Genomic DNA, 23,841 nt, shown 5'->3' with positions numbered 1-23,841 from the left:
CGGAAGTCTATATCGAGAAACTGCACATTACCCCCGCCAATACCCATGAGTGCAAACACCTGTCGCCTTTGTTGGAAGGTTTACCAAAAGGTACGACCGTCTATGCCGACAAAGGCTATGACAGTGAGGAAAACCGGCAACATCTGGAAGAGCATCAGTTGTTAGACGGCATTATGCGCAAAGCCCACCGTAAACATCCACTGTCGGAAGCACAAACCAAACGCAACCGATATTTGTCGAAGACCCGTTATGTGGTCGAACAAAGCTTCGGTACGCTGCACCGTAAATTCCGCTATGCGCGGGCAGCCTATTTCGGACTGATTAAAGTGAGTGCACAAAGCCATCTGAAGGCGATGTGTTTGAATCTGTTGAAAGCCGCCAATAGGTTGAGTGCGTCTGTTGCCGTCTAAAAGGCGGTCCGGATGCCTGATTATCAGGTATCCAAGAGGATTAAGAGGGTATTTGAGTAGAGTCAGTGGATATTTGAAACAAAAACAGCCGAAAACCTGTGTTTAGGTTTCGACTGTTGGGTGGAAGGACTTTTTTGCAAAGGTCTCAGTTTGTCGTACTCGAACAGGGTCGTACCCGTCTGCTGGTCGGTGCTGTAGGTCAGGTTGCCGGTGCGGTCGTAGCCGTAGCTGCGTTTGACGGCATAGACCGATGTTACTGCATTTTTAGCTGTTTCGGTCTGCGACAGCTCGTTGAGTGCGGCAATTTGTTTTTTCAGACGGCCTAAGGGGTCGAGTTCGTAACAGCTGGCGAGTTTACCCTGGGTGCGGTAGATTTCGCGGTGCAGCTTATCGCGTTCAATGTCGGAGATGACTTCGTCGTCGAGGCTGATTTGGTGTAGGTGGCCGCTGCCGTAATACAGGTAGTTGATCTGTCTGCCGTCGGGCAGGACGGTGGCGGTACGGTTGCCGTTGAAGTCGTAGTGGTAGCGGATGCTTTCGGTAACGGGCAGGTACAGCATATCGTACTGCGCATCGCGCCAGTCAGTTTCGGGCAATCCGTTTCGGGCGTTCTCTTCCTTAGCCGGTACTTTCCATTGGTGCTGGCCGATGATTTGGCCGTTGCCGTTGTAGTCGAAGCAGGTAATGCTGTGACTGTTGGCGGCGCGGACGAGGTTGCCGTCCAGGTCGTATTGGTAAGCGGTTTCCTGAACCTTGTCGTTATCGCGGGCAAGGGTGTGGATTAAACGTCCCAATACATCGCGTTTGAACTCGGTAATCCGCAGCGGGGTTTGGCTGTCGAGGCCGTCTGAAAGCGGGGCGGCTTCTTTTTTGGGGACGGGTTGTCCGCCCAGCTGCGCCATCAGTTTGGCGGCAAGGGAGGCTTCGTCGCCGAATTCACGCTGTTCAATCAGTTCGTTGCCGGCATTGTAGCGGTAGCCGGTCAGCTTATGGTCGAAACCGCTTTCTGCAATCAATCGGTCGAGGATGTCGTAGGCAAAGCGGTAGCGCGCACCGTTTTCATTGGTGAGGCCGACTAAGCGGCGGGCTTGGTCGTAATGGTAGCCGAAGGTATGGCCCAGCGCATTGGTGCGTTGGGTCGGCAGGCCGTCCTGGCCGTATTCGTAGGAAGTGGTATGGCCTTCGGCATCGGTATGGGTGGTCAGACGACCTGCACCATCATAGCCGAAGGTCTCTTTGCTGCCGTCGGGATAGAGGGCGAGGGTGAGGTTTTGGTCGGCGTCGTAGTGGTATTCGGTGTGCTGCCCCAGCGCATCGGTAATACGCGCCAACTGTCCTTCGGGGGTATAAGAGAGTTTGGTTTCGTAACCCGAGCAGTCGGTAATCCGGTCGGGCTGATGGTTTTCGTTCAATCCGGCCGCATCACGGATGATGCGCTGGCAGCCCGGTACGCTCCAACCCTCGCCGAGCCAGCCAGTACCGTCTTGGTCGGAATAATAGCTGCGGCTCCATACCAGCGGCAAAATGCCTTCAAAGGCAAAGTCGGCTTCACCCTCCAAAAACTTCAAACCGTGTATCGGATTGACCGGACGGCCGGCACCTACCGCACCCTTACAGGACAAACAGGTTTTAGGGGGGAGTCTTTTGCTGAACTTGCCGTTCATATGGAACATATCGCCGGTACGCACGATATAGCGTTTGCGGATTTTAACCGAGGAAGAATGACGCATCGGCCAGGCTGGCTTGGTGGCAGTACGGCTCTTTACCCCTTTACGGCCCGGAAGGGCGATTTCGTCGCCATAAGTTTTATCCGTCTTACTGGCATTAAAGACAAAAGTAGGTTTGCGGTTGAGGCGTACGTCTTTGGCAACGGTCTTGGCACCGCCGAGGTCGGCAAAGAGTGGGAAGGGGATGGGTGGAACGGAAGGCGGAGCGGGAGGAGGCGGCCAACAGAAATCGGGGACGGTAAAGACAACGCGGAACTTGCTGCTTTTACGGGCGATTTTATTGACGGCCATGGGGTGCTTTACTCCAGAGATTGGATGGTGATATGAAGATTAATATCCGTTGACTGAATCTTACTTTATTTAGATATGAAAAGAAAAGCGTAAAAAGGTCATCTGAAAAATTTCAGGTAAGCTTTTTGTAAAAGTTATTGTACGACTAGGAAAAACAGGAGTTAACAGGCTGAAATACTAGCATTATAAATTTAACATAATATAAATTATGCGAACCTGAGCTAGCATGATACAGTAGTCTTTTCTTCAAATTATGGCCACAACCAAGCCCATGCGCTTCGGCCTTCTCCTTGCAGCAAAACTAAAGTTCGGCAAGCTGAGGCTGTGTTCATGCATTCGAAGCCGATTCCGTAGGCTGATAAGACTGCAGCAATTTTGGGATGCAGAAATTTTTGTTTTTCTCCTGTACCTATAATAATGACTTCTGGACGGTTTTCTGCTGTTTCAATTGCTGATATAAAAATTTGTTCGTTTAATTCTCCGATGGTTGTTTGAGGAATGATGCTCACTTTGCTATCTTGCCAGCAAATAGGTTCTGAGTATGTTTGTTCACCGATTTGCAATATGCCTTGTGAGGATGAAAAAAATGATGTGGCTTCATCGATATGGTTTTCTGTGATTTTCATAGCAATTCCTGTTTTTATGGTAGAACGATTTTTCAGACGGCCTTGGGAAACTTGCAAAAAAAGGTGCAAAATCAAGCAATATCAGGTAGGATTCAACGTTTGACCTTGTGCATTGATGCTTTGCTCTGAATTTACGATTGCAAGCGATTATAACAAGCCTTGGTTTTTCGTGATTATTTTAAAGTATCGGCTCAAAAGGAGACACAATGAAGCCAGTAAATATCGGTCTTTTAGGTTTGGGTACAGTCGGTGGCGGTACAGCTACTGTATTGCAGGACAACGCTGCGGAAATCAGCCGCCGTTTGGGACGTGAAGTCCGTATTTCTGCTGTTTGTGATTTGAGCGAAGAAAAAGCCAAACAAATTTGCCCAAATGCTGCTTTTATCAAAGATCCGTTTGAGCTGGTTCAACATCAAGATGTTGATGTTGTTGTTGAATTGTTTGGTGGCACCGGTATTGCCAAAGATGCGGTATTGAAAGCGATTGAAAACGGCAAACACATTGTTACTGCCAATAAAAAACTGCTGGCTGAATACGGCAATGAAATTTTCCCTTTGGCGGAAGAAAAAAATGTCATGGTACAGTTTGAAGCTGCTGTTGCCGGCGGTATCCCTATTATCAAGGCTTTGCGTGAAGGCTTGGCTGCGAACCAAATCCGCAGTATCGCCGGTATTATTAATGGTACCAGCAACTTCATTCTGACTGAAATGCGTGAAAAAGGTAGCGCATTTGCAGACGTATTGAAAGAAGCTCAGGCTTTGGGCTATGCAGAAGCTAACCCTACTTTTGATATCGAAGGTCATGATGCCGGCCATAAAATCACCATTATGAGCGCATTGGCATTTGGTACGCCGATGAACTTTTCTGCCTGCTATTTGGAAGGCATCAGCAAACTCGACAGCCGCGATATCAAATACGCTGAAGAACTTGGCTACCGTATCAAGTTGTTGGGTATTACCCGTAAAACCGACAAAGGCATCGAGTTGCGTGTACACCCTACTCTGATTCCTGAAAGCCGTCTACTGGCAAACGTTAACGGTGTGATGAATGCTGTCCGTGTCAATGCCGATATGGTTGGTGAAACCTTGTATTACGGTGCGGGCGCCGGTGCATTGCCAACGGCTTCTGCCGTGGTTGCCGATATCATTGATATTGCCCGCCTGATTGAAGCAGAAACTGACCATCGCGTCCCTCACTTGGCATTCCAACCTTCGCAAGTTCAAGCGCAAAATATTCTGCCTATGGATGAAATCACCAGCAGCTACTATCTGCGCGTTCAAGCAACTGACGAACCTGGCACTTTGGGTCAAATTGCCGCACTCTTGGCCAAAGAAAATGTTTCTATCGAGGCTTTGATTCAAAAAGGCGTGATTAATCAAAGCACTGCCGAAATCGTGATTCTGACCCACACCACGGTGGAACACAATGTCAAACGTGCTATCGCAGCGATTGAAGCACTGAGTTGCGTGGATGCTCCGATCACCATGATCCGCATGGAAAGCCTGCATGACTGAGCAACAAACGGAAAGGCCGTCTGAAGAGCAACTGGCGGCCAGAAAAAAAGCCAAGGCAAAAATCCGTACCATCCGCATTTGGGCATGGATTATTTTGTCTTTGCTGGCTCTGACCGCCCTGCTCTCACAATGCGCTATGAACAAGCCGCAGATGAAACAAAATGTAGTGGAATCTTGCGTGAAAAACATTCCTTTTGCTGAAAAATGGCAAGCTGATTTGAAGGCAAAAGGTTTGGATGCGCAAAACGAGAAATTAGCTCAAGACTATTGCGTCTGCATGTGGGATCAGCCTTTAAGCAAACTCTCTGATGAGCAAATTCGAAACTTCGGCAAAATCAGCCCAGAGGAGCAACTCAAACTCTTGGGTGGCGCGGAAGCTTTTGAGGCACGCGATAAGCAATGCGTAGCTGATTTAAGGGCTGAGTAAACAAATATCGGTTTAAACCAAAGATACAAGGCTGTCTGGAATTTCAGACGGCCTTTCTTATATTAGATAAACAGTAATAAGAATTGATTTCATTATATTTTAAGTTTAAGATAGCTTGGTTAATTGCTTTTCTATGGTTGTTACCATGCGTTACCACTTTCCTATTGCCGTTGATATTTATGATTTTTTGTATACCGGCCGATTTGACTATCTGGAAATCGGACAATCGGCAGAGTCTATTTTGCAGATGTTTCCTGCGCCTGATTGCGTCCCTAAAGGCTTGTTGGTACAAAAAGGCTGGAATATTTGGCTTTATGGAGATATCGAACTGCATTTCTCCGACAATCGACTGACACAAATTCGTGCTGATTTTCAACCTGATGCTGCATTAAGCGGCGGCCGTTGGGTAAAGTTGAATCCGTGGTTTTTTGCAAATGGCTGCCTTGATGTTTATGCCGTCATTCAGCGCTTGGTACAACGCAATATTGACTTTATTAAAACGGAAACGCATACCAATTTGATTTTACAGCTGCAAAGCGGGGTCGAATTGATTTTTGAAAAATGTCGGGGCATGCAACTTGCCTCGTTCCGCAAACAAAAAGCTTCCCTGCCTCATTGGGCGCGTGAAACGGCTTCTTAACTAAAACAATGCCGTCTGAAAACATCATTTCAGACGGCATGATCAATTACAAACCATTCAATAATTGTCGGATTTTCGTCATCGCCATAGAAGTCTGTTCATTACAGCCCTCAGTACCTACTCCGCTATCAAAGCAATCAATGCTGCTGACGCTACAAAAGTGGGCATAGGCCATTTTCAACTCTCTGGCCAAAACAGCTTCGGGCATACCGGTCATACCGAGTACATCTACGCCGTCACGTCGATAACGGGCGATTTCTGCGCGGGTTGGACGGCGCGGACCTTGCAGGCAGCCATAAACGGCGGAATCGTAAATCGGAACATTGTGCGCTTTCGTGATATTTAACAACTTTTGTCGCAATTCATTGCAATAAGGGTTGAAAAAATCGGTATGGACAACCGGGCATTCTTGGCCTTCAAAAAAAGTATCTTTACGGCCATAGGTATAGTCGATCAAATCGTCCGGAAGCACCAAACTGCCGTTTTCAAAATCAGGGTTGATACCGACGACTGAAGAAATGGCAATGATGTTTTCAACGCCTAAAGAGTGCAACGCCCAGATATTGGCGCGATAGTTGATTTCATGCGGCGCGATGGTATGGCTGAAGCCGTGTCGGGCGAGGAAAACAATATCCAAGCGCCCCAACCTGCCGAATAAAATAGGGCTGCTGGTTAAGCCGTATGGAGTGCGTACGATTTTTCGTTCGGTAATTTCGAGTTCCGGCAGTTTGGTCAAACCGCTGCCGCCGATAATGGCTAACATATAGACTTCCTTTGTTATCAATGGCCGTCTGAAACTTAGATTTCAGACGGCCTTAATATTATCGATTATTTATGTTTGTAGAAATGGCTGCCGAAATAGGCAGATGCACCTTCACGCAATATAACCAGCGTCACGGCGGCAAGCGGCAAGCCGGCAAGCATACCGACAAAACCCATCAGTTGTCCGAAAGCCATCAACGAGAAAATCACCCAGAATGGAGACAAACCAATGCGGTCGCCAACGATTTTAGGCGTAATGAAAAAGCTTTCCAAGAATTGTCCGACACCGAATACGGCCCAGACCATCAACAAACCCTGCCATGAGCCATATTGCAAAAGCGCGGCAACTGTTGCCAGCAAAAGGCCGGTAAATGCGCCCAAATACGGAATAAATACCAAAATACCAGCAATCATACCGATGGCAAAGCCGGAATCCAAACCGACCAGCATCAAGCCCAAGCCATAGACCAAGCCCATAATCATCATAACCATCAGCTGGCCGCGCAGAAACTCGCCTAAGACTTCGTCCATATTGCCACTGATACGCGTGTAGGTCTCGATAAAACGGCGTGGAACCAGTTTGCTGATTCCGGAAGACCAGCGTTTCCAATCCAACAAGAAGTAATACAGCAGCAAAGGCAACAATACCAAATTGCTGACGCCGCTGATCACGTTACCGCTCTGGCGCATCAAGGTAGGAATCCATTCTTTGAGCGTATTGCTCAACTCATCAGTATGCGACTGCAACCATGCGATGATTGATTCTTGATCGATTTGAATATAATCCCCGCTGACGCTGTTGAGCCACGGCAGCAATTTGTTTTGAACAAAGCCTACGATTTGCGGCAGGCGTTCGGCCAGATTATTAAACTGATTTAACAGCATAGGTATAATAATCAGCATCAACGCCAGTAATATCAGCAAAGCAAGCGCCATAATAATCATAGAGGCCGGCGCGCGGCGGATACGCTTTAATTGCAGCCACTCGACCAAGGGATTCAAAACATAGGCCAAAACGGCGGCCACGATAAACGGCGTCAAAACATCGCCTAAGGCATATAAAAGCCAAATAAAGGTTGCGATAACGCAAGCCATAATAATCCACGGTTTTGCGCCGCGCGCTTTCTTTTGATACATAAAAAGGTGTTCCCCAGTTGATGCTTAAGGTCTTCAAAATAAATAAGCAGTATAACAGATTCAAAAAGGCCGTCTGAACGCGCGACGACTATTAAGATAAAATAAAAATTGTTGACAATAATGCCAAAAAATTCAGCATGAATCCTCCAATTTAAGATAAAATACGCTCCGACAATCTACCCATACCCTAATAAGGAAATCCAATGAGCACTTCTTTGAGCTATCGTGACGCAGGCGTGGATATCGACGCAGGCGATCAACTGGTCGAAAACATCAAACCTTTTGCCAAGCGTACTATGCGCCCTGAAGTGTTGGGTGATTTGGGCGGTTTCGGCGCTTTGGTCGAAATCGGTAAAAAATATAAAAATCCGGTATTGGTTTCCGGTACGGACGGCGTCGGCACCAAGCTGAAACTGGCTTTCGACTGGGATAAACACGATACCGTCGGCATCGATTTGGTTGCCATGAGTGTCAACGACATTTTGGTTCAAGGTGCAGAACCTTTGTTCTTCTTGGACTATTTCGCTTGCGGCAAGCTGGATGTTGCCCGCGCGACTGATGTGATTAAAGGCATTGCCCAAGGCTGCGAAGAATCCGGTTGCGCTTTGATTGGCGGTGAAACTGCCGAAATGCCGGGCATGTATCCCGAAGGCGAATACGACTTGGCCGGTTTTGCCGTCGGCGTGGTTGAAAAAGAACGCGTCATCAACGGCCGCAGCATTCAGGCCGGAGACGTTGTTTTGGGCTTGGCTTCCAACGGCGCACACTCCAACGGCTACTCTTTGGTACGCAAAATCATCGAGCGCGACAATCCTGATTTGGATGCGGAATTCGACAACGGCAAAACCTTGCGCGAAGCCATCATCGCCCCTACCCGCCTGTATGTGAAACCTATCCTTGCCGCTTTGGAAAAATTCACCATTAAAGGCATGGCCCATATTACCGGCGGCGGCATTACCGAAAACGTACCTCGCGTTTTGCCTGAAAATACCGTCGCACAAATCGATGCCAAAGCGTGGGAATTGCCTAAACTGTTCCAATGGCTGCAAAAAGCAGGCAATGTGGAAACCCAAGAAATGTACCGTACCTTCAACTGCGGTATCGGCATGGTCGTTATCATTGCTAAAGAAGATGCCGATGCAGTACAAGCATTCTTGAGCGAACAAGGCGAAACTGTTTACCGTTTGGGCGCAGTTCGTGAGCGCAACGGCGACGAACATCAAACCCAAGTGGCTTGATTGAGTTGTAATTAAAAAGTGCGGATGATGAATCCGCACTTTTTATTGTTTATTGTCTAGAAAAATCTTCGCCCTAGCCTGCTTCTTCCATAAAGCCGGCCAATTGAGCCGTATCGTGGGCAATCATCAGCTCTTCATTGGTTGGAACAACCAAGACAGCCGGAGAAGAATCGGTCGGGCTGATAATGCCTGAATTGCCGTAGCGTTTTTCCATATTGGCTTTAGTATCGATGTGCAGACCTAAGAAATCAAGATAAGAAACGGTTTTGGCACGGATGTTGCGCGAGTTTTCGCCGATACCGCCGGTGAACACAAGCGCATCTACGCCGCCGCAAGCCACAGCCATCGAAGCAATATATTTGGCAAGGCGGTAAGTCATTACTTCCAGAGCCAAACGTGCGCCTTCATGGCCTTCGTCCGCCGCGATTTCCAAAGAACGGCAGTCGTTGGAGAGTTCGGAAATACCGAGCAATCCTGACTTTTTGTTCAGCATTTCATCGACTTGGGCAACATCCAAACCGGCATGTGAAGTCAGATAGCTGTATACGCCCGGATCGATGTCGCCGCAACGGGTACCCATCACCAAGCCTTCAATCGGCGTGAAGCCCATACTGGTGTCAACGGATTTCCCGTTTTTAATGGCGGTAATGGATGCGCCGTTGCCTAAGTGAGCAATAATCATACGGATGTCTTCCAACGGTTTGCCCAAGATACGTGCGGCTTCAGGGGCAACGTAACGCATACTGGTACCGTGGAAACCGTAGCGGCGGAAAGCGTATTTTTTACGCAATTCGCGCGGAACGGCATAAGTGTAGGCACGCTCCGGCATGGTTTGGTGGAACGAAGTATCCATCACGCCGACATTGGGCAGGCCCGGGAAATGCTCTTGCGCAGCCAAAATGCCGTTGATATTGGCAGGATTGTGCAGCGGAGCGAGCGGAATGCAGGCATTGAGTTCGTCCATTACTGCTTGGTCGATCAAAACAGATTCGCTGTATTTTTCGCCGCCGTGGGCGATGCGGTGGCCGATGGCTTTAATGCGGTCGTGCAGGCCGTGTTTTTCAAGCTCTTTCAACAGCATACCTACTGCACCGGCATGGTCGTTACGGCCGGTCAAGGCTGTTTGGCATTTTTTGCCGTCTTTGCTGAACGTAATGACTGCTTCGGGCGTACCCAAACGTTCGCCGAGACAGCTTAAGAGAACTTTACCGTTTTTACGGTCGATAACGGCACCTTTGAGTGAAGAGCTGCCGCAGTTCAGAACAAGAATGAGTTGGTTGGACATGGTGTTTCTCCTTTGAATTTTTGATTGTTTTTTTGGCTTCAGGCCGTCTGAAAAGAGCAAAAACATTTGAGAGCTTTTCAGATTGCCTTTGGTTTGATGTTTAAGTCAGGCTTCATGCCCAACCCTAATCTCCATTGCAGGTATCGCTACCTGACTAAAATCTGCTTATTTGGTTTTCAGACGGCCTTGTTTAATGCTGCGGCCGTCTGAAAACTTAAAAGCAATCTTCCGGCACTCGGACTTGTCCTTCCATAATCACGCGTGCGCTACGGCTCATGACCGCTTTGGTGGCCGTCCATTGTCCATCCTGACATTCGGCGGCGGCACCGACACGCAACGTACCTGACGGATGCCCGAAACGGACTTCTTTACGCGCTCCGCCTCCGGCTGCAAGGTTGACCAGCGTACCGGGCACGGCGGCAGCGGTAGCGATGGCGACTGAAGCGGTACCCATCATGGCATGGTGCAATTTACCCATGCTCAGTGCGCGTACCAATAAGTCGATGTCGGCAGCTTTGACGGTTTTGCCGCTTGAAGCGGTGTAATCGGCCGCAGGGGCGACAAAAGCGACTTTCGGAGTATGGGCGCGGGTGGCGGCTTCGGATACGTCGCTGATCAAACCCATTTTCAGCGCGCCATACGCGCGGATGGTTTCAAATTTTTCCAGAGCCGCGGCATCGTTGTTGATGTCGTCTTGCAACTCTTTGCCTGTGTAGCCCAAATCTGCGGCATTCAGGAAAATGGTTGGAATGCCGGCATTGATAAGCGTGGCTTTCAGACGGCCTATATTCGGCACATCAATTTCATCGACCAAATTGCCGGTTGGGAACATACTGCCTTCGCCGTCGGCCGGATCAAGAAATTCAATTTGTACTTCGGCTGCCGGAAACGTTACGCCGTCAAGCTCAAAATCGCCTGTTTCCAAAACTGCGCCGTTTTGCATCGGCACATGGGCAATAATGGTTTTGCCGATGTTTTTCTGCCAGATTTTGACGGTACACAGGCCGTCTGAAGGGATTTTGGATTTATCGACCAAGCCTTGTTCGATGGCAAATGCGCCCACGGCGGCGGTCAGATTACCGCAGTTGCCGCTCCAATCGACAAAAGGTTTGTCGATGGAAACTTGTCCGAACAAGTAATCGACATCGTGATCGGCGCGTTCGGATTTGTCCAAAATCACGGCTTTACTGGTGGACGAACTGGCGTTGCCCAAACCGTCAATCTGTTTGCCGTAAGGGTCGGGACTGCCGAGTACGCGCAAGAGGATTTTGTCGCGTGCCTCGCCTGCTTCCTGCGCAGCGGCCGGCAGATCGGTGCGTTTGAAGAAAATGCCTTTAGATGTACCGCCGCGGTAGTAAACGGCTGGAATTTTAATTTGCGGCATTTCGAGTTCTCCTTTGTATTTCTAGTATGGTTTTTTCAGACGGCCTCTCAAACATTCGAGGCCGTCTGAAAACCTTTTTGAGCGTAGCCCGGGTATTTTGACGATACCCGATTTACCTTACGCTGCATTTCCTTCTAAGAAATCTTGTGCGAAACGTTGCAATACGCCACCGGCTTCATATACCAACACTTCTTCTGCGGTATCGAGGCGGCAGGTAACCGGAACTTCGACGGTTTCTCCGTTTTTACGGTGAATCACGAGGGTCAGATCGCAGCGCGGTGTGCGTTCGCCGACAACGTCGTAGGTTTCCGTACCGTCCAGTTGCAGGGTATGGCGGTTGGTACCCGGTTTGAACTGCAGCGGCAACACGCCCATACCGATCAAGTTGGTGCGATGGATACGCTCGAAGCCTTCGGCAACAATCGCTTCCACGCCGGCTAGGCGTACGCCTTTTGCAGCCCAGTCGCGGCTTGAGCCTTGACCGTAGTCCGCACCGGCAATGATGATGAGCGGCTGTTTACGGTTCATATAGGTTTCGATGGCTTCCCACATACGCATGGTCTTGCCTTCGGGTTCAACGCGTGCCAGAGAACCTTGGCGTACGCTGCCGTCTTCGTTTCTTACCATTTCGTTAAACAGTTTCGGATTGGCGAAGGTTGCGCGTTGGGCGGTCAAGTGATCGCCGCGGTGGGTTGCGTAAGAGTTGAAGTCTTCTTCAGGCAAACCCATTTTCGCCAAATATTCGCCTGCGGCACTGCTTGCCAAAATCGCATTGGACGGTGAGAGGTGGTCGGTGGTGATGTTGTCGGGCAAAATCGCCAGCGGACGCATGCCTCTTAATGTACGTTCCCCTGCCAGTGCGCCTTCCCAGTAAGGTGGGCGGCGGATATAGGTGGACATTGGACGCCAGTCGTACAGCGGGCTTGGTGCTTTTTGCGCTGTGCCGGTATCGAACATCGGGATATAAACGTCGCGGAATTGTTGCGGTTTCACATATTCGGCAACGATGGCATCGATTTCTTCATCGGTAGGCCAGATGTCTTTCAGGCGGATTTCGCGGCCGTCTGCAACGCCGAGTACGTCGTTTTCAATATCGAAACGGATGCTGCCTGCCAGCGCGTAGGCAACGACCAACGGAGGCGAAGCGAGGAAAGCCTGTTTCGCATACGGATGGATACGGCCGTCGAAGTTGCGGTTGCCTGACAATACGGCGGTGGCGTACAAATCACGGTCGATGATTTCTTTCTGGATTTTCGGATCCAGCGCGCCGCTCATGCCGTTACAGGTGGTACATGCGAAGGCAACGATACCGAAGCCGAGTTTTTCCATTTCAGGCAGCAAGCCTGCTTCTTTTAAATAAATTTCGGCTACTTTTGAACCCGGGGCAAACGAAGATTTCACCCAAGGTTTACGTTTCAAGCCGAGACGGTTGGCATTGCGTGCCAACAGCGCGGCGGCGACAACGTTGCGCGGATTGGAAGTATTGGTACATGAAGTAATCGCGGCAATAATCACTGCACCGTCAGGCATTTGGCCGTCTGAAGGCTCTTCGTAAGGTTTTGCCAAGCCTTTGCTGGCCAAATCGGCGGTCGCAAAACGGGCATGCGGGTTACTTGGACCTGCCATATTGCGCGTTACGCTGCTCAAATCAAATTTCAATACGCGCGGATAAACGGCGGTTTTCAAGGCATCTGCCCACAAGCCTGCGGTTTTCGCGTAGGTTTCTACCAATTTCACTTGCGCATCGTCGCGACCGGTCAGTTTCAAATAATCAATGGTTTGCTCATCAATAGCGAACATCGCGGCAGTCGCGCCGAACTCAGGGGTCATATTGGAAATGGTGGCACGGTCGCCGATAGACAGGCTTCTTGCGCCCTCGCCGAAGAATTCGACAAATGCACCAACCACGCGCTCTTTACGCAAGAATTCGGTCAGTGCCAACACGATGTCGGTGGCAGTAATGCCCGGCTGGCGTTTGCCGGTCAGCTCAACGCCGACAATATCAGGCAGACGCATCATGGAGGCACGGCCCAACATCACGGTTTCGGCTTCCAAACCACCCACGCCTACGGAAATCACGCCCAATGAATCGACGTGCGGCGTATGTGAGTCTGTACCGACACAGGTATCAGGAAATGCCACGCCGTTTTTGACTTGGACAACCGGAGACATTTTTTCCAAGTTGATTTGGTGCATAATGCCGTTGCCCGCCGGAATCACGTCCACATTTTCAAATGCGGTTTTTGTCCAGTTGATGAAGTGGAAACGGTCTTCGTTACGTCTGTCTTCGATTTCGCGGTTTTTGCGGAAGGCATCAGGATCGTAACCGCCGCATTCAACGGCCAAAGAGTGGTCGACGATGAGCTGGGTTTGCACCACCGGATTCACTTTGGAAGGATCGCCGCCTTTTTCGGCAATCGCATCGCGCAGGCCTGCCAAATCCACCAACGCTGTCTGGCCCAGAATATCGTGACACACCACGCGCGCCGGATACCAGGGGAAGTCGATTTCCTGTTTTCCCTCAATCAGCTGACCCAGCCAGCTTTGTAGTGTAGGCAGGTCGACTTTGTCTGCGCGGTTGACCAAGTTCTCAGCCAAGATACGGCTTGTATAAGGCAGCTTGTCGTAAGAGCCTGGTTTGATGTCTTCACACGCCTGACGCGCGTCGTAATATTCCAAATCCGTACCGGGCAAAGCTTTGCGGTAGCGTTGGTTGGCAGTCATGTCGGTTCTCCTAAATCTATTCTTTTTTTGGTTTTGGGGTTTCAGACGGCCTGTTGATTCGAACCTTAATGCCGTCTGAAACTATAAATTCTGTTTTATTGCTTGTTGTCTAAAATCTATTCGCGGTATGAAAAAAAATTGCTGCTCCGCTACCATCATTCCCGTATAGACGGAAATCCAAACTCAAATTTTTCGGCACTTTTTACAGCAGAACATTTCAACTTTTGAATTTCTGCCTGTATGGGAATGACGACAGCAGAGCAGCATGTTTTCCAAACGGCCGGCTCTCTCTCTCGCATACTGCACTAGGCCGTCGAAAAACGAAAACATCATTTATTCATTGTTTTCAAACGGCATTTCGAGATAGGGCGGGCTGGCGGCCCACCCTGCTGTTACGCGTATTAGCGGTCTTCAATCTCCACAAATGCCAAATCTTCAGGGCCTGTGTAGTTTGCGCTCGGACGGATGATTTTGCCGTCTTTGCGTTGCTCGAGAACGTGTGCGCTCCAACCGGTTGTACGGGAAATTACGAACAGCGGTGTGAACATAGCGGTCGGTACGCCCAATTTTTGGTAGGAAACGGCAGAGAACCAGTCCAGATTCGGGAACATTTTTTTCTCTTCCCACATCACGCTTTCCAAACGTTCGGCAATGTCAAAGAGGCGCATATCGCCGGTTTCTTTGCTCAAACCGCGTGCCACTTCTTTAATAACAACGTTGCGAGGGTCGGAAATGGTGTACACCGGATGACCGAAACCGATCACGATTTCTTTGCGGCCGATGCGTTCGCGGATGTCAGCTTCGGCTTCGTCGGCATTGCGGTAGCGTTTTTGAATATCGTAAGCCACCTCGTTCGCGCCGCCGTGTTTCGGACCTTTCAACGCGCCGATTGCACCGGTAATGCTGGAGTACATATCAGAGCCTGTACCGGCAATCACGCGGGCGGTGAAGGTGGAGGCGTTGAACTCGTGTTCCGCATACAGAATCAGTGAAACGTGCATGGCTTTGATGTGTGATTCGCTTGGGCGTTTGCCGTGCAACAGGTGCAGGAAATGACCGCCGATGGTCTCTTCGTCGCTTTCAACTTCAATGCGTTTGCCGTTGTGCGAATATTGATACCAGTACAGCAGGAGGCTGCCGAGGCTGGCAATCAGTTTGTCGGCGATGTCGCGCGCTTCACTTTCCGGATGGCTTTCACGTTCAGGATGAACGCAGCCCAGCATGGATACGCCGGTACGCATCACATCCATCGGATGGGTATGTGCAGGCAGGCTTTCCAAAACTTTAATCACACGGATAGGCAGGCCGCGCATGGATTTGAGCTTGGTTTTATAAGCGGCCAGCTCGAATTTGTTGGGCAGATGACCGTGAATCAGCAGGTGGGCGACTTCTTCAAACTCGCATTTTTGTGCCAAATCCAAGATGTCGTAACCGCGATAGCTCAAATCGTTGCCGGTACGGCCAACGGTACACAATTCGGTATTACCGGCCGCAACGCCAGAAAGCGCAACGGATTTTTTAGGTTTGAAAGTCGGGGTTTGAGTAGTTTCAGTCATGGTATTTCTCCTTTGTATTTTTGTGGGTTTTATTTTTCAGACGGCCGATGCGGATTTGTTGAAAGGCCGTCTGAAAGCGGTTACTTATTTTTGAAACAATTTATCCAGTTTTTGCTCGAAGGCATGATAGTTCAGATGCTCATACAGCTCGGCACGGGTTTGCATACTGTCAACCACTGCGGCCTGAGTTCCATCGCGCATAATCGCTTCATAAACATTCAGAGCGGCTTTGCTTGCTGCGCGGAATGATGACAGTGGATACAGCACCAGTGACACGCCGTTTTCAGCCAGCTCGCTTTGGGTATAAAGCGGAGTGGAACCAAACTCGGTAATGTTGGCCAATACAGGTACTTTCACTGCATCTGCAAATTGGCGGTACATTTTCAAATCGGTCATGGCTTCAGGGAAAATCATGTCTGCACCGGCTTCGACACAAGCCTGAGCGCGTTCGATAGCGGCATCCAAACCTTCTACCGCCAGCGCATCGGTACGCGCCATAATCACGAAGTTCTCATCAACGCGCGCATCGACGGCAGCTTTGATACGGTCGACCATTTCATCTTTAGATACAATGGCTTTGTTCGGACGGTGGCCGCAGCGTTTCTGCGCTACCTGATCTTCGATGTGAACCGCTGCAACACCAGCACGTTCAAAGTTGCGAATGGTACGGGCAATATTGAATGCACCGCCCCAACCCACATCAATGTCCACCAGCAGAGGCGTATCCACGTTGTCCGTAATGCGTCGTGCGTCAATCAGTACATCTTCCATTGTGGTAATACCCAAATCAGGGATACCGCAAGAGCAGGCTGCCACGCCGCCGCCGGACAGATAAATCGCCTTGAAACCGCTTTGGGTGGCCAATCGTGCAAAGTAAGCATTGACGCAACCGACGACGGCAAGAGGATTCGATTCTTTCACGGCTTGGCGGAAACGTGCTCCGGCAGAGTGTTGACTCATCATATTTCTCCTTTATAGACTTTTTTTCAGTATTAATCGGACGGCTCAGTTTTTTCACAACTTGAAACGAGCCGTTTAAAAAGAAACAATCGTTCTAAAAACTGTTTTCAGACGGCCTGTAAAATTTCAATCATCAACTATCTGAAAATTTAAAATCAATAAATACAAATAGTTATCAAAACTAATAAATACAATAAGGCTGAAGCGAAGGTATACGTTTTTTAATTTTTATTAATTAGTATATGAATGCTGTTGGGGATACAGATATTTTAAAACCCGAAGCGTTTGTAGGAATACGGAAACTGGATTCGGGTCGAGAGCCTTCAGACCGTCGGGACTGCCAATAAACTGGCGGCGACGGGAGCGGCAGAGATGGGAGAAAATCTATAACAAGAGAGAGTGGTTTGATACAGATTCATGATGATGTTCCTTTGTAGTGCGATGTAGTTTTTATTTATGGAAACAAATTTAAAAAATAAAACCGGTCTTGTCAAACACTTTTTTCAAAAAAATTATAAAAAATTCAGTTATTAATAAACGATTTTTTTACAACAAATGTAAAAAACGGACAGGCTGCACCACATCAAATCCTTATGTGGCCTAGCTTCTGTCCGTTTTGTACTTTGGGCTGATAGTCAGAATGATTGTAAACAATCTGCCTAAAAATAATTTATAATTGATTCATTTATAAGGAACTTTTAAATATGCCGTCTGAAAAAATTAAAATTTTTGCCTTTAAATTTTCAGACGGCCTTTGCATGATGACTACTCTGCACTAAATGCCGTCTGAAAAGTCTGTTTGCCAATGGTAATGTCGGCAGTGTAATCATGGCGGCCTTCGACGCAAAACGGCAAGCGGATTTGTGTAGCCTGCCAACTTTGCGGCGATTGTTGCGTCAGGTTATAGCGATTGAAGCCCATGTCCATGTTTTTCATACTGAAACTGATACTGACCGCACCCGTATTCTTCGGCACATTCTCCACTACAATATCGAAAGGCTCGTGTGTATTGATGGAGGTCGCTCGTACTGTTGAACCGTCAGGTAGAACGCAGCCTTGTGTCAGACTACATTCGACTACATTCGCTTTTATCTGTTGCCGCTGCCACCAATCCAGGAGCAACAGTTTGGCCGCCGCGAACACAATCAGTAAAACAGCGGCAATCAGAAGCTTTTGATTTTTACTCATTTCAGACGGCCTCAATGTCATTATCGGTCAAAACAGCATGCACACCCATGCTCTGCCACTGCTCGCGATAAATGGAAATGATACTTTTCGGAGCAGCCACAATCAGCGGCATAGCCACGCCTTGCGCCAAAATATCGACAACTTGCTTGGCTGCCGCTTCATTCGCTACTTTCCAAACGACAGCATCGGCATTTTGCGCCTGCTGCCATTGTTCGGCGTTTTCAATGATTGGCCATACGCTGGGCGCTTCTATCGGCTTGCCTTGTTGCCAATCGGCAAAATCCAGCAATACGGCAGAGGCGGTTTGATGAGCCAATCCATATGGCGCAACATGATATTCGCCCATGCTGTTTTGACCGCTCAAGCCGCTTTTCAGACGGCCTTGAAGCTGGCGCGGAATGGATAGGGAGCGTAATAATGCGCTATTGGCTGGCAACATCGGCGCAACGGTAAAATCCCCTGCCTTTTGCCAAGCCCATTTCTGCCCTTCCCTCGATTGGATTTCGCCTGTCCATTGGTCGGCTTCCACCCATAAAAAATGCAGGCGTACATGTGCGTGTTCGTAGGAATGGACTTTGGTCAGCCACGGCGTAGCGGCAAGGATACGGATGCCGAGTTCTTCTTCAAACTCGCGTTGCAAAGCTTGAAAATCGCTTTCGCCTGCCTCAACCTTGCCACCGGCAAATTCCCAATAGCCAGCATACGGCTTGCCCTCTGGGCGCGAACTGAGCAAGTAGCGGCCGTTTTGGTCGAGCAAAATTCCGGCAACCACTTGCACCAATGGACGTGTGTCTTCAGTCATCATGAGATTATTCTTATATGCGGCAGGCGGCGACACCTGCCGATTTATGCGTAAAAAAACGATGTCGGGCCTATACGCCCGACCTTCAACAAATACCTAACCCTTCAGGCCGTCTGAAAAGGATGCTCTATTTCAGAATACTTAAATCCGGCCTTATTTTTCCGCAATCACAAAAGCCATAACGGTATCCTCTTCATCGCTCATGCTCAGATGACAGCTTCGAATCCCCTGTTCTTCCAGCCATTTGGTCAAAGCCGGTGCAAAAAACAATTCAGGCTTGCCCAATGCGTCATGTCCGACACCGATATTGCGGAAAGACACCACGCCGCGTATGCCCGTACCGACGGCTTTGGCAAAAGCCTCCTTGGCGGCAAAGCGTTTGGCAAGATAGTTGACCGGTTTGCCTGCCTGCGGAAATTCCAACAGCTCTTCTGGACTGAGAATGCGTTGCGCAAATGCCAGTCCGAATTTTTTGTTCAGGCGGATAATGCGTTTAAGAGAAACAATATCCGTGCCTATTCCGTAAATCATGGGTCTGCTCCTTGTTTAAATAGTCAGGCCGTCTGAAAGTGTGGATACCGGCCAAAGCCAATTGCCTTAGCCGGTATAGCTGTTGCCGTTAAGGCAGCATTCTGGCTCTGAACATGACTTCCTTCATTTGGCGGACAGCTTCTGGCAGGCCAAGGAAGAGTGCTTGGGAAATCAGCGAATGACCGATGTTCAACTCGCGGATGGCGAGAATTTGAGCAATCGGCGTTACGTTGTGAATGGTCAGGCCGTGTCCGGCGTTGACGACCAAACCCAAATCGCTGGCGTAATGCGCGCCGTTTTGAATGCGCTCGAATTGTTTTATTTGCTCGGCGTGGCTGTGCGCATCGGCATATGCACCGGTGTGCAACTCGATAACGGGTGCGCCGACATCATAAGCAGCTTGGATTTGCGCATTGTCGGCATCGATAAACAAGGACACGCGGATGCCTGCATCGGTCAGAATTTTAGTGAACTCGGCCACTTTATCCTGTTGCGCCAATACGTCCAAACCGCCTTCGGTAGTTACTTCTTGACGTTTTTCAGGCACGAGGCACACATCTTCCGGCATGACGTTGAGCGCGTTTTCCAGCATTTCTTCCGTCAGCGCCATTTCCAAATTCAGACGCGTGCGGATGGCGTTTTTAACGGCGAACACGTCCGCATCTTTAATATGGCGGCGGTCTTCACGCAAGTGCATGGTAATCAAATCTGCGCCGTGGGTTTCCGCAATCAGCGCCGCTTCGACAGGGCTGGGATAAATCGTACCGCGCGCATTGCGGACGGTGGCAATATGGTCGATGTTTACGCCTAACAACATAATAATGTCCTTTCATTAAGGTTTCAGACGGCCTGAGCCATTACCTATCAAAGGCCGTCTGAAAAAAATTCAACTGCCCAAGCCAAACTGCTGCAACTGCTGCAAAACCTGCCGAGACTTGATGCCCTCGGGCAGAAGGTTGTCAATCAAAAGCCGCGTCACTTTCAAAGCCTGCCCCAGACTTTCCTGATGAACGAAACTGCCTTCCCTCAAATCAATTAACGTCGCGCCCAATATAGCAACGCCCTTATTGAGCGCATGGAAACGATCGGCCTCGGCTAGGGGAACCACAGCCTCTTCCGGCGTAAGCCAATAAGTTTCTCCGCCGTTGATTTCATTACCGTTGCCGTCATGAAACAAATCGGGGGCAAATCCCAAGCGTGTCAGCAGAGACCATTCAAAACGGCGCAAAGCGGCAATGTGGTTGGCCTCGCAACAGATGGTCTTCATGGTCTCTGCCAAAACATCATAAAGCTCGGGCAACGGGTCTTCGCGGACGGTCAACTTCAGCATCAACTCGTTCACATACAATCCGCTGAACAAAGCCCTGCCCTGCGGCTGCGGCCAACCGCCTATCCATTCGGCGCGATGCAGGGTCTTCAACTCTTGAGAACCATACCAAGACGCGCTCACCGGCACAAACGGCACCAACACGCCGCGCAATTCGCTCTGCCGTTTGCGCGCGCTTCTGGCCAACAAAGCCACGCGTCCATAACGGCGGCTGAAGGCCTCCACCCACAAGCTGCTCTCGCGCCAAGGGGCGGAAGCAAGCAGAAAGATAGGTTCGTGGTTGATGCGGTTCGGTTGCGCCATAAGGGTTTGGAAAGACAAAGATTGTGTCGATTATAACGGAAAATCGACACAAAAAGGCTGTCTGAAAGTCTACCTTCTATAAAGGCCGTCTGAAAACCTTTATAATCCGTTTTGAATGAACAACCGACCTTCCTGTGTTTATGCCGAAATTCCCTTTTAAATCCACTCTTTCCCTGCTCTCCGCAGCCCTATTATCCGCCTGCTCGCTGGTGAAATATCAGCCTGTCGCCGGTATTGATACGGTCGACCTAAAACGCGGCTACCGCTTTGAAACCAGCCGGCTTCAGCGCAACGACGAAGACGATACGCTTATTGTGTTGATGTTCTCCGGCGGCGGTACGCGCGCGGCGGCCTTGGGTTATGGCGTGTTGGAGCAGCTTCATAAGCAACAGATTACCATCGGCGGTAAAAAACAGTCTTTGATGTCGAATGTCGATGTGGTGGTCGGCGTATCCGGCGGATCAGTTTTGGCCGCCTATTTCGCATTGAAAGGCGAAGACACCATCCCATTGTTTTACAAACGCTTCCTGCATCAAAACTTCCAACGCCAAGTCGTCAAACAGGCATTTTCCATGTCCAACCTGCCCCGACTGGCCTCGCCTGAATACGGACGCGGCGATCTGTTACAGGAGCAGTTTGAAAACTACCTTTTCGGCAAAACCACTTTCCGTGATTTGGAAAAAAATGCCAAAGGCCCGTTTGCCATCATTTCCGCCACCGATATGGGCATAGGCGAGCGTTTCAATTTCACGCAGGAATATTTCGACCCGATGTGTATCGACTTGGGCGACTTGCGACTTGCCCGCGCCGTCGCAGCTTCAAGCTCCGTGCCTATGGTATTTGCACCGATCACCCTAAACAACAACGGCGGACGCTGTAGCTACACGCCGCCGATCAAAATCGAAGATGCAGACGACAGTGAAACAGGCAGACAACAAAGCCGCACCATAAAAGAATTTTACGAGCGCTTCCAAAAATACGCAGATGGGAAAAACCGACCCTACATCCACCTGATAGACGGCGGCCTGACCGACAATCTGGGTATGCGCAGCCTTTTGGATATGACGGAAATGTACCCGGAAAAAATCCTGACAAACAAAATCCTGCAAAACAACATCCGCCATATCGTCGTCATCAACGTCAATGCGCAAAACCAAGTCAGCAGCAATTTGGACAAAACCGCGGCCGTTCCCGGTTTCCGCGACGTCGTCTCCTCTATCGTCAATATTCCCATCGACCAAAACTCGCAAGAATCCCTGCGCCGTTTCCGTGCCTTCGTCGATCAGTGGAATAAAGACAAACAGAATGAAAACATCTATTTCTCTTTCGTCAGCCTGAATCTCAAAGACCTTCCGCCATCCCAGCTGAGGGACAAGGTATTGAATATCCCGACCAGTTTCTATCTGCCACCGGAAGACGTGGACAATCTGCGCACCGCCGCTGCCGAACTGATGAAACAATCGTTGGACTACCGCAACCTGCTGACAGAATTTGCAGCGCACCACAATCCCGACGCCATCTTTGCCGAACCGCCACCAGACGCTAAAGATTTCAAACTGTTAAACGAAAAAGAAACACAGAAACAATCTGTCCCATAAAGTATTGCTCTGTTAAAATAGACAAATAGATTTCAACCCCTTCAGACGGCCTCAGAGATAAAGGCCGTCTGAAAAAAATATCAAAAACAGAATACAACCATGACCGAAAAAATCACACCTATCGTTACCGATATTGACCGCCCTATTCTCGTTCCGCCCGGCGGCTATAAAAAAGTCCTGCTGCATTCCTGCTGCGCCCCATGTTCCGGCGAAGTGATGGAAGCCATGCTTGCCAGCGGCATTGACTACACCATTTATTTTTACAACCCCAATATCCATCCGCACAAAGAATATATGTTGCGCAAAGAAGAAAATATGCGCTTTGCGGACAAATTCGGCATCCCTTTTGTCGATAAAGACGATGACTACGAAAACGACCGTAAAGAATGGTTCGCCAAAGCCAAAGGCATGGAATTTGAACCCGAACGCGGTATCCGCTGCACCATGTGTTTCGACATGCGTTTTGAAAAAGCGGCGCAATACGCCCATGAAAACGGCTTCCATGTTTTCACCAGCTCACTGGGCATTTCACGCTGGAAAGACATGAAACAGATCAACGGCTGCGGCCATCGTGCTGCCGAGCCGTACGATGACTTGGTTTATTGGGATTTCAACTGGCGCAAAGGCGGCGGCAGCGCACGCATGATTGAAATCAGTAAGCGCGAGCATTTCTACCAACAAGAATACTGCGGTTGCGCCTACTCCCTGCGTGACTCCAATGCCCACCGCAAATCGCAAGGCCGCATCCCCATCAAGCTGGGCGTATTGTATTACGGTGATGAATCCACCCAATACGAGCCTCAAGCCGAAAACAAAATCATTGTTGAGAAATAAATATCAAAGGCCGTCTGAAACATTCAGACGGCCTTTGTTTAAATCAGACGATTAACGGCGGCGGAATTTGCCGTGATCAAAATCATCAAATGCCTGATAAGCGGCTTGGCATTGGATTTTTTGCTCGGCATAAGGCAAACCGCGGAACGCTTTTGCCGCTTTTCGGTTTTCCCTCAACTCGGCCTTGTTGCCTTTGTAGCGATACCAAGCTGCACGGCGCTCAAGGTATCTTTTACAAGCAGGATGCAATTTGTTTTTCTTCGCATACTGGTGTTTGCTCGCTTGATGGACGTTCGGTTTGGCCGCCGCTTCGGCAGAATAAGCACCCAAGCTCAATACGGCAACCGCCGCCAGTGCGGAACCTAAATTTTTCAACATTAACATGATTCGCCTCCTAAATAGTTTTTCCATTATATGTTTCGCCAGGGCACCGGCAAAACGCCCATTTTTTACATGACAAAAATGTGGTTAATTACTACATCATACTACTTGCTTTGCAAAATTTAACACACCTTCCATTTAGACGAAACCTGAATATAAATTTCTTTATTTCATAAGCCTCTAGCCAATGTCTGGC

The 23,841-nt window shown here is 49.3% G+C and carries 22 protein-coding genes; 7 read left to right on the top strand and 15 right to left on the bottom strand.

Going from position 1 to position 23,841, the window contains the following annotated elements; translation table 11 throughout:
- A partial coding sequence (locus O3661_RS07440) for a transposase (RefSeq protein ID WP_371492874.1) occupies positions 1–410 on the top strand: 410 nt, incomplete at its 5' end.
- Between the two features lie 62 nt (positions 411–472).
- On the opposite strand, the gene O3661_RS07435 is transcribed toward O3661_RS07440, so the two are convergent.
- Positions 473–2,428, bottom strand: a complete 1,956-nt coding sequence (locus O3661_RS07435; protein WP_371492873.1) for a PAAR-like domain-containing protein — start codon at positions 2,426–2,428, stop codon at positions 473–475.
- A 251-nt stretch (positions 2,429–2,679) separates the two neighbouring features.
- Positions 2,680–3,054 (bottom strand): Mth938-like domain-containing protein, encoded by a 375-nt coding sequence (locus O3661_RS07430; RefSeq protein WP_371492872.1) that lies wholly within the window; start codon positions 3,052–3,054, stop codon positions 2,680–2,682.
- A gap of 206 nt (positions 3,055–3,260) precedes the next feature.
- Here O3661_RS07430 and O3661_RS07425 point away from each other — a divergent pair, with 206 nt between their 5' ends.
- The 3 genes from O3661_RS07425 (at position 3,261) to O3661_RS07415 (ending at position 5,635) form a co-directional block, all read left to right on the top strand.
- Positions 3,261–4,568, top strand: a complete 1,308-nt coding sequence (locus tag O3661_RS07425) for a homoserine dehydrogenase (protein ID WP_371492871.1) — start codon at positions 3,261–3,263, stop codon at positions 4,566–4,568.
- A complete protein-coding gene (locus O3661_RS07420) occupies positions 4,561–4,995 on the top strand; it encodes a hypothetical protein (RefSeq protein ID WP_371492870.1) in 435 nt (144 codons plus the stop codon). Before O3661_RS07425 ends, O3661_RS07420 begins: the two co-directional genes overlap by 8 nt.
- Before the next feature lie 145 nt (positions 4,996–5,140).
- Entirely contained in the window at positions 5,141–5,635 is a 495-nt protein-coding gene (locus O3661_RS07415) for a hypothetical protein (RefSeq protein ID WP_049328665.1), read from the top strand.
- Positions 5,636–5,681: 46 nt separating this feature from the next.
- Here O3661_RS07415 and O3661_RS07410 read toward each other — a convergent pair whose 3' ends face one another.
- Both O3661_RS07410 and O3661_RS07405 read right to left on the bottom strand, forming a co-directional pair.
- Complete coding sequence (locus O3661_RS07410; RefSeq protein ID WP_371492869.1) at positions 5,682–6,398, bottom strand: S-methyl-5'-thioinosine phosphorylase; 717 nt, start codon at positions 6,396–6,398, stop codon at positions 5,682–5,684.
- Positions 6,399–6,463: 65 nt separating this feature from the next.
- The gene (locus O3661_RS07405; RefSeq protein WP_371492868.1) at positions 6,464–7,534 is read right to left on the bottom strand and encodes an AI-2E family transporter; all 1,071 of its coding nucleotides are present in this window, start codon (positions 7,532–7,534) and stop codon (positions 6,464–6,466) included.
- 203 nt (positions 7,535–7,737) lie between these two features.
- On the opposite strand from O3661_RS07405, the gene purM reads away from it, so the two are divergent.
- On the top strand, positions 7,738–8,772 hold the full coding sequence (gene purM / locus O3661_RS07400) for a phosphoribosylformylglycinamidine cyclo-ligase (RefSeq protein WP_003686290.1): 1,035 nt from the start codon (positions 7,738–7,740) through the stop codon (positions 8,770–8,772).
- Between the two features lie 73 nt (positions 8,773–8,845).
- On the opposite strand, the gene O3661_RS07395 is transcribed toward purM, so the two are convergent.
- The 10 genes from O3661_RS07395 to recO all read right to left on the bottom strand — a co-directional run bounded on the left by O3661_RS07395 (position 8,846) and on the right by recO (position 20,832).
- Positions 8,846–10,057, bottom strand: coding sequence for an acetate kinase (locus O3661_RS07395; RefSeq protein ID WP_311457626.1), 1,212 nt, complete (start codon positions 10,055–10,057; stop codon positions 8,846–8,848).
- A 214-nt stretch (positions 10,058–10,271) separates the two neighbouring features.
- Entirely contained in the window at positions 10,272–11,441 is a 1,170-nt protein-coding gene (gene prpF, locus O3661_RS07390; protein WP_049330884.1) for a 2-methylaconitate cis-trans isomerase PrpF, read from the bottom strand.
- Positions 11,442–11,558: 117 nt separating this feature from the next.
- On the bottom strand, positions 11,559–14,165 hold the full coding sequence (gene acnD / locus O3661_RS07385; protein ID WP_128582363.1) for a Fe/S-dependent 2-methylisocitrate dehydratase AcnD: 2,607 nt from the start codon (positions 14,163–14,165) through the stop codon (positions 11,559–11,561).
- A 401-nt stretch (positions 14,166–14,566) separates the two neighbouring features.
- On the bottom strand, positions 14,567–15,721 hold the full coding sequence (prpC, locus tag O3661_RS07380) for a 2-methylcitrate synthase (RefSeq protein ID WP_371492867.1): 1,155 nt from the start codon (positions 15,719–15,721) through the stop codon (positions 14,567–14,569).
- An 84-nt stretch (positions 15,722–15,805) separates the two neighbouring features.
- Complete coding sequence (gene prpB / locus O3661_RS07375; protein WP_039862334.1) at positions 15,806–16,681, bottom strand: methylisocitrate lyase; 876 nt, start codon at positions 16,679–16,681, stop codon at positions 15,806–15,808.
- 765 nt (positions 16,682–17,446) lie between these two features.
- Entirely contained in the window at positions 17,447–17,869 is a 423-nt protein-coding gene (locus tag O3661_RS07370; protein WP_371492865.1) for a hypothetical protein, read from the bottom strand.
- A 1-nt stretch (position 17,870) separates the two neighbouring features.
- Positions 17,871–18,671, bottom strand: coding sequence for an NUDIX domain-containing protein (locus tag O3661_RS07365; protein ID WP_371492877.1), 801 nt, complete (start codon positions 18,669–18,671; stop codon positions 17,871–17,873).
- Positions 18,672–18,824: 153 nt separating this feature from the next.
- The gene (gene acpS / locus O3661_RS07360) at positions 18,825–19,202 is read right to left on the bottom strand and encodes a holo-ACP synthase (protein ID WP_003686416.1); all 378 of its coding nucleotides are present in this window, start codon (positions 19,200–19,202) and stop codon (positions 18,825–18,827) included.
- An 88-nt stretch (positions 19,203–19,290) separates the two neighbouring features.
- Positions 19,291–20,019, bottom strand: coding sequence for a pyridoxine 5'-phosphate synthase (gene pdxJ, locus O3661_RS07355; RefSeq protein WP_070814162.1), 729 nt, complete (start codon positions 20,017–20,019; stop codon positions 19,291–19,293).
- A 69-nt stretch (positions 20,020–20,088) separates the two neighbouring features.
- The gene (recO, locus tag O3661_RS07350; RefSeq protein ID WP_371492862.1) at positions 20,089–20,832 is read right to left on the bottom strand and encodes a DNA repair protein RecO; all 744 of its coding nucleotides are present in this window, start codon (positions 20,830–20,832) and stop codon (positions 20,089–20,091) included.
- A 140-nt stretch (positions 20,833–20,972) separates the two neighbouring features.
- On the opposite strand from recO, the gene O3661_RS07345 reads away from it, so the two are divergent.
- Entirely contained in the window at positions 20,973–22,430 is a 1,458-nt protein-coding gene (locus O3661_RS07345; RefSeq protein WP_371492861.1) for a patatin-like phospholipase family protein, read from the top strand.
- Between the two features lie 99 nt (positions 22,431–22,529).
- Entirely contained in the window at positions 22,530–23,264 is a 735-nt protein-coding gene (locus O3661_RS07340; RefSeq protein ID WP_371492860.1) for an epoxyqueuosine reductase QueH, read from the top strand.
- 51 nt (positions 23,265–23,315) lie between these two features.
- Here the strand turns inward: O3661_RS07340 and O3661_RS07335 are convergent, their stop codons facing one another.
- The gene (locus tag O3661_RS07335) at positions 23,316–23,648 is read right to left on the bottom strand and encodes a stress response protein (RefSeq protein WP_371492858.1); all 333 of its coding nucleotides are present in this window, start codon (positions 23,646–23,648) and stop codon (positions 23,316–23,318) included.
- Positions 23,649–23,841: the final 193 nt, after the last annotated feature.

This window comes from Neisseria sp. 20925_1_37 (assembly GCF_041433255.1).
Classification (GTDB): domain Bacteria; phylum Pseudomonadota; class Gammaproteobacteria; order Burkholderiales; family Neisseriaceae; genus Neisseria; species Neisseria flavescens_D.
This window is presented reverse-complemented; position numbering and strand designations above follow the sequence as displayed.

Bases quoted from the DNA above. Each gene is read 5' to 3' on its own strand.
- O3661_RS07420 (WP_371492870.1), top strand. From the start codon at position 4,561: ATGACTGAGCAACAAACGGAAAGGCCGTCTGAAGAGCAACTGGCGGCC.
- prpF (WP_049330884.1), bottom strand. From the start codon at position 11,441: ATGCCGCAAATTAAAATTCCAGCCGTTTACTACCGCGGCGGTACATCT.
- O3661_RS07370 (WP_371492865.1), bottom strand. From the start codon at position 17,869: ATGAGTAAAAATCAAAAGCTTCTGATTGCCGCTGTTTTACTGATTGTG.
- O3661_RS07365 (WP_371492877.1), bottom strand. From the start codon at position 18,671: ATGACTGAAGACACACGTCCATTGGTGCAAGTGGTTGCCGGAATTTTG.
- O3661_RS07395 (WP_311457626.1), bottom strand. From the start codon at position 10,057: ATGTCCAACCAACTCATTCTTGTTCTGAACTGCGGCAGCTCTTCACTC.
- O3661_RS07410 (WP_371492869.1), bottom strand. From the start codon at position 6,398: ATGTTAGCCATTATCGGCGGCAGCGGTTTGACCAAACTGCCGGAACTC.
- O3661_RS07425 (WP_371492871.1), top strand. From the start codon at position 3,261: ATGAAGCCAGTAAATATCGGTCTTTTAGGTTTGGGTACAGTCGGTGGC.
- O3661_RS07435 (WP_371492873.1), bottom strand. From the start codon at position 2,428: ATGGCCGTCAATAAAATCGCCCGTAAAAGCAGCAAGTTCCGCGTTGTC.
- O3661_RS07335 (WP_371492858.1), bottom strand. From the start codon at position 23,648: ATGTTAATGTTGAAAAATTTAGGTTCCGCACTGGCGGCGGTTGCCGTA.
- O3661_RS07405 (WP_371492868.1), bottom strand. From the start codon at position 7,534: ATGTATCAAAAGAAAGCGCGCGGCGCAAAACCGTGGATTATTATGGCT.
- prpB (WP_039862334.1), bottom strand. From the start codon at position 16,681: ATGAGTCAACACTCTGCCGGAGCACGTTTCCGCCAAGCCGTGAAAGAA.
- O3661_RS07345 (WP_371492861.1), top strand. From the start codon at position 20,973: ATGCCGAAATTCCCTTTTAAATCCACTCTTTCCCTGCTCTCCGCAGCC.
- acnD (WP_128582363.1), bottom strand. From the start codon at position 14,165: ATGACTGCCAACCAACGCTACCGCAAAGCTTTGCCCGGTACGGATTTG.
- O3661_RS07430 (WP_371492872.1), bottom strand. From the start codon at position 3,054: ATGAAAATCACAGAAAACCATATCGATGAAGCCACATCATTTTTTTCA.
- O3661_RS07340 (WP_371492860.1), top strand. From the start codon at position 22,530: ATGACCGAAAAAATCACACCTATCGTTACCGATATTGACCGCCCTATT.
- purM (WP_003686290.1), top strand. From the start codon at position 7,738: ATGAGCACTTCTTTGAGCTATCGTGACGCAGGCGTGGATATCGACGCA.
- O3661_RS07415 (WP_049328665.1), top strand. From the start codon at position 5,141: ATGCGTTACCACTTTCCTATTGCCGTTGATATTTATGATTTTTTGTAT.
- prpC (WP_371492867.1), bottom strand. From the start codon at position 15,721: ATGACTGAAACTACTCAAACCCCGACTTTCAAACCTAAAAAATCCGTT.
- acpS (WP_003686416.1), bottom strand. From the start codon at position 19,202: ATGATTTACGGAATAGGCACGGATATTGTTTCTCTTAAACGCATTATC.
- pdxJ (WP_070814162.1), bottom strand. From the start codon at position 20,019: ATGTTGTTAGGCGTAAACATCGACCATATTGCCACCGTCCGCAATGCG.
- recO (WP_371492862.1), bottom strand. From the start codon at position 20,832: ATGGCGCAACCGAACCGCATCAACCACGAACCTATCTTTCTGCTTGCT.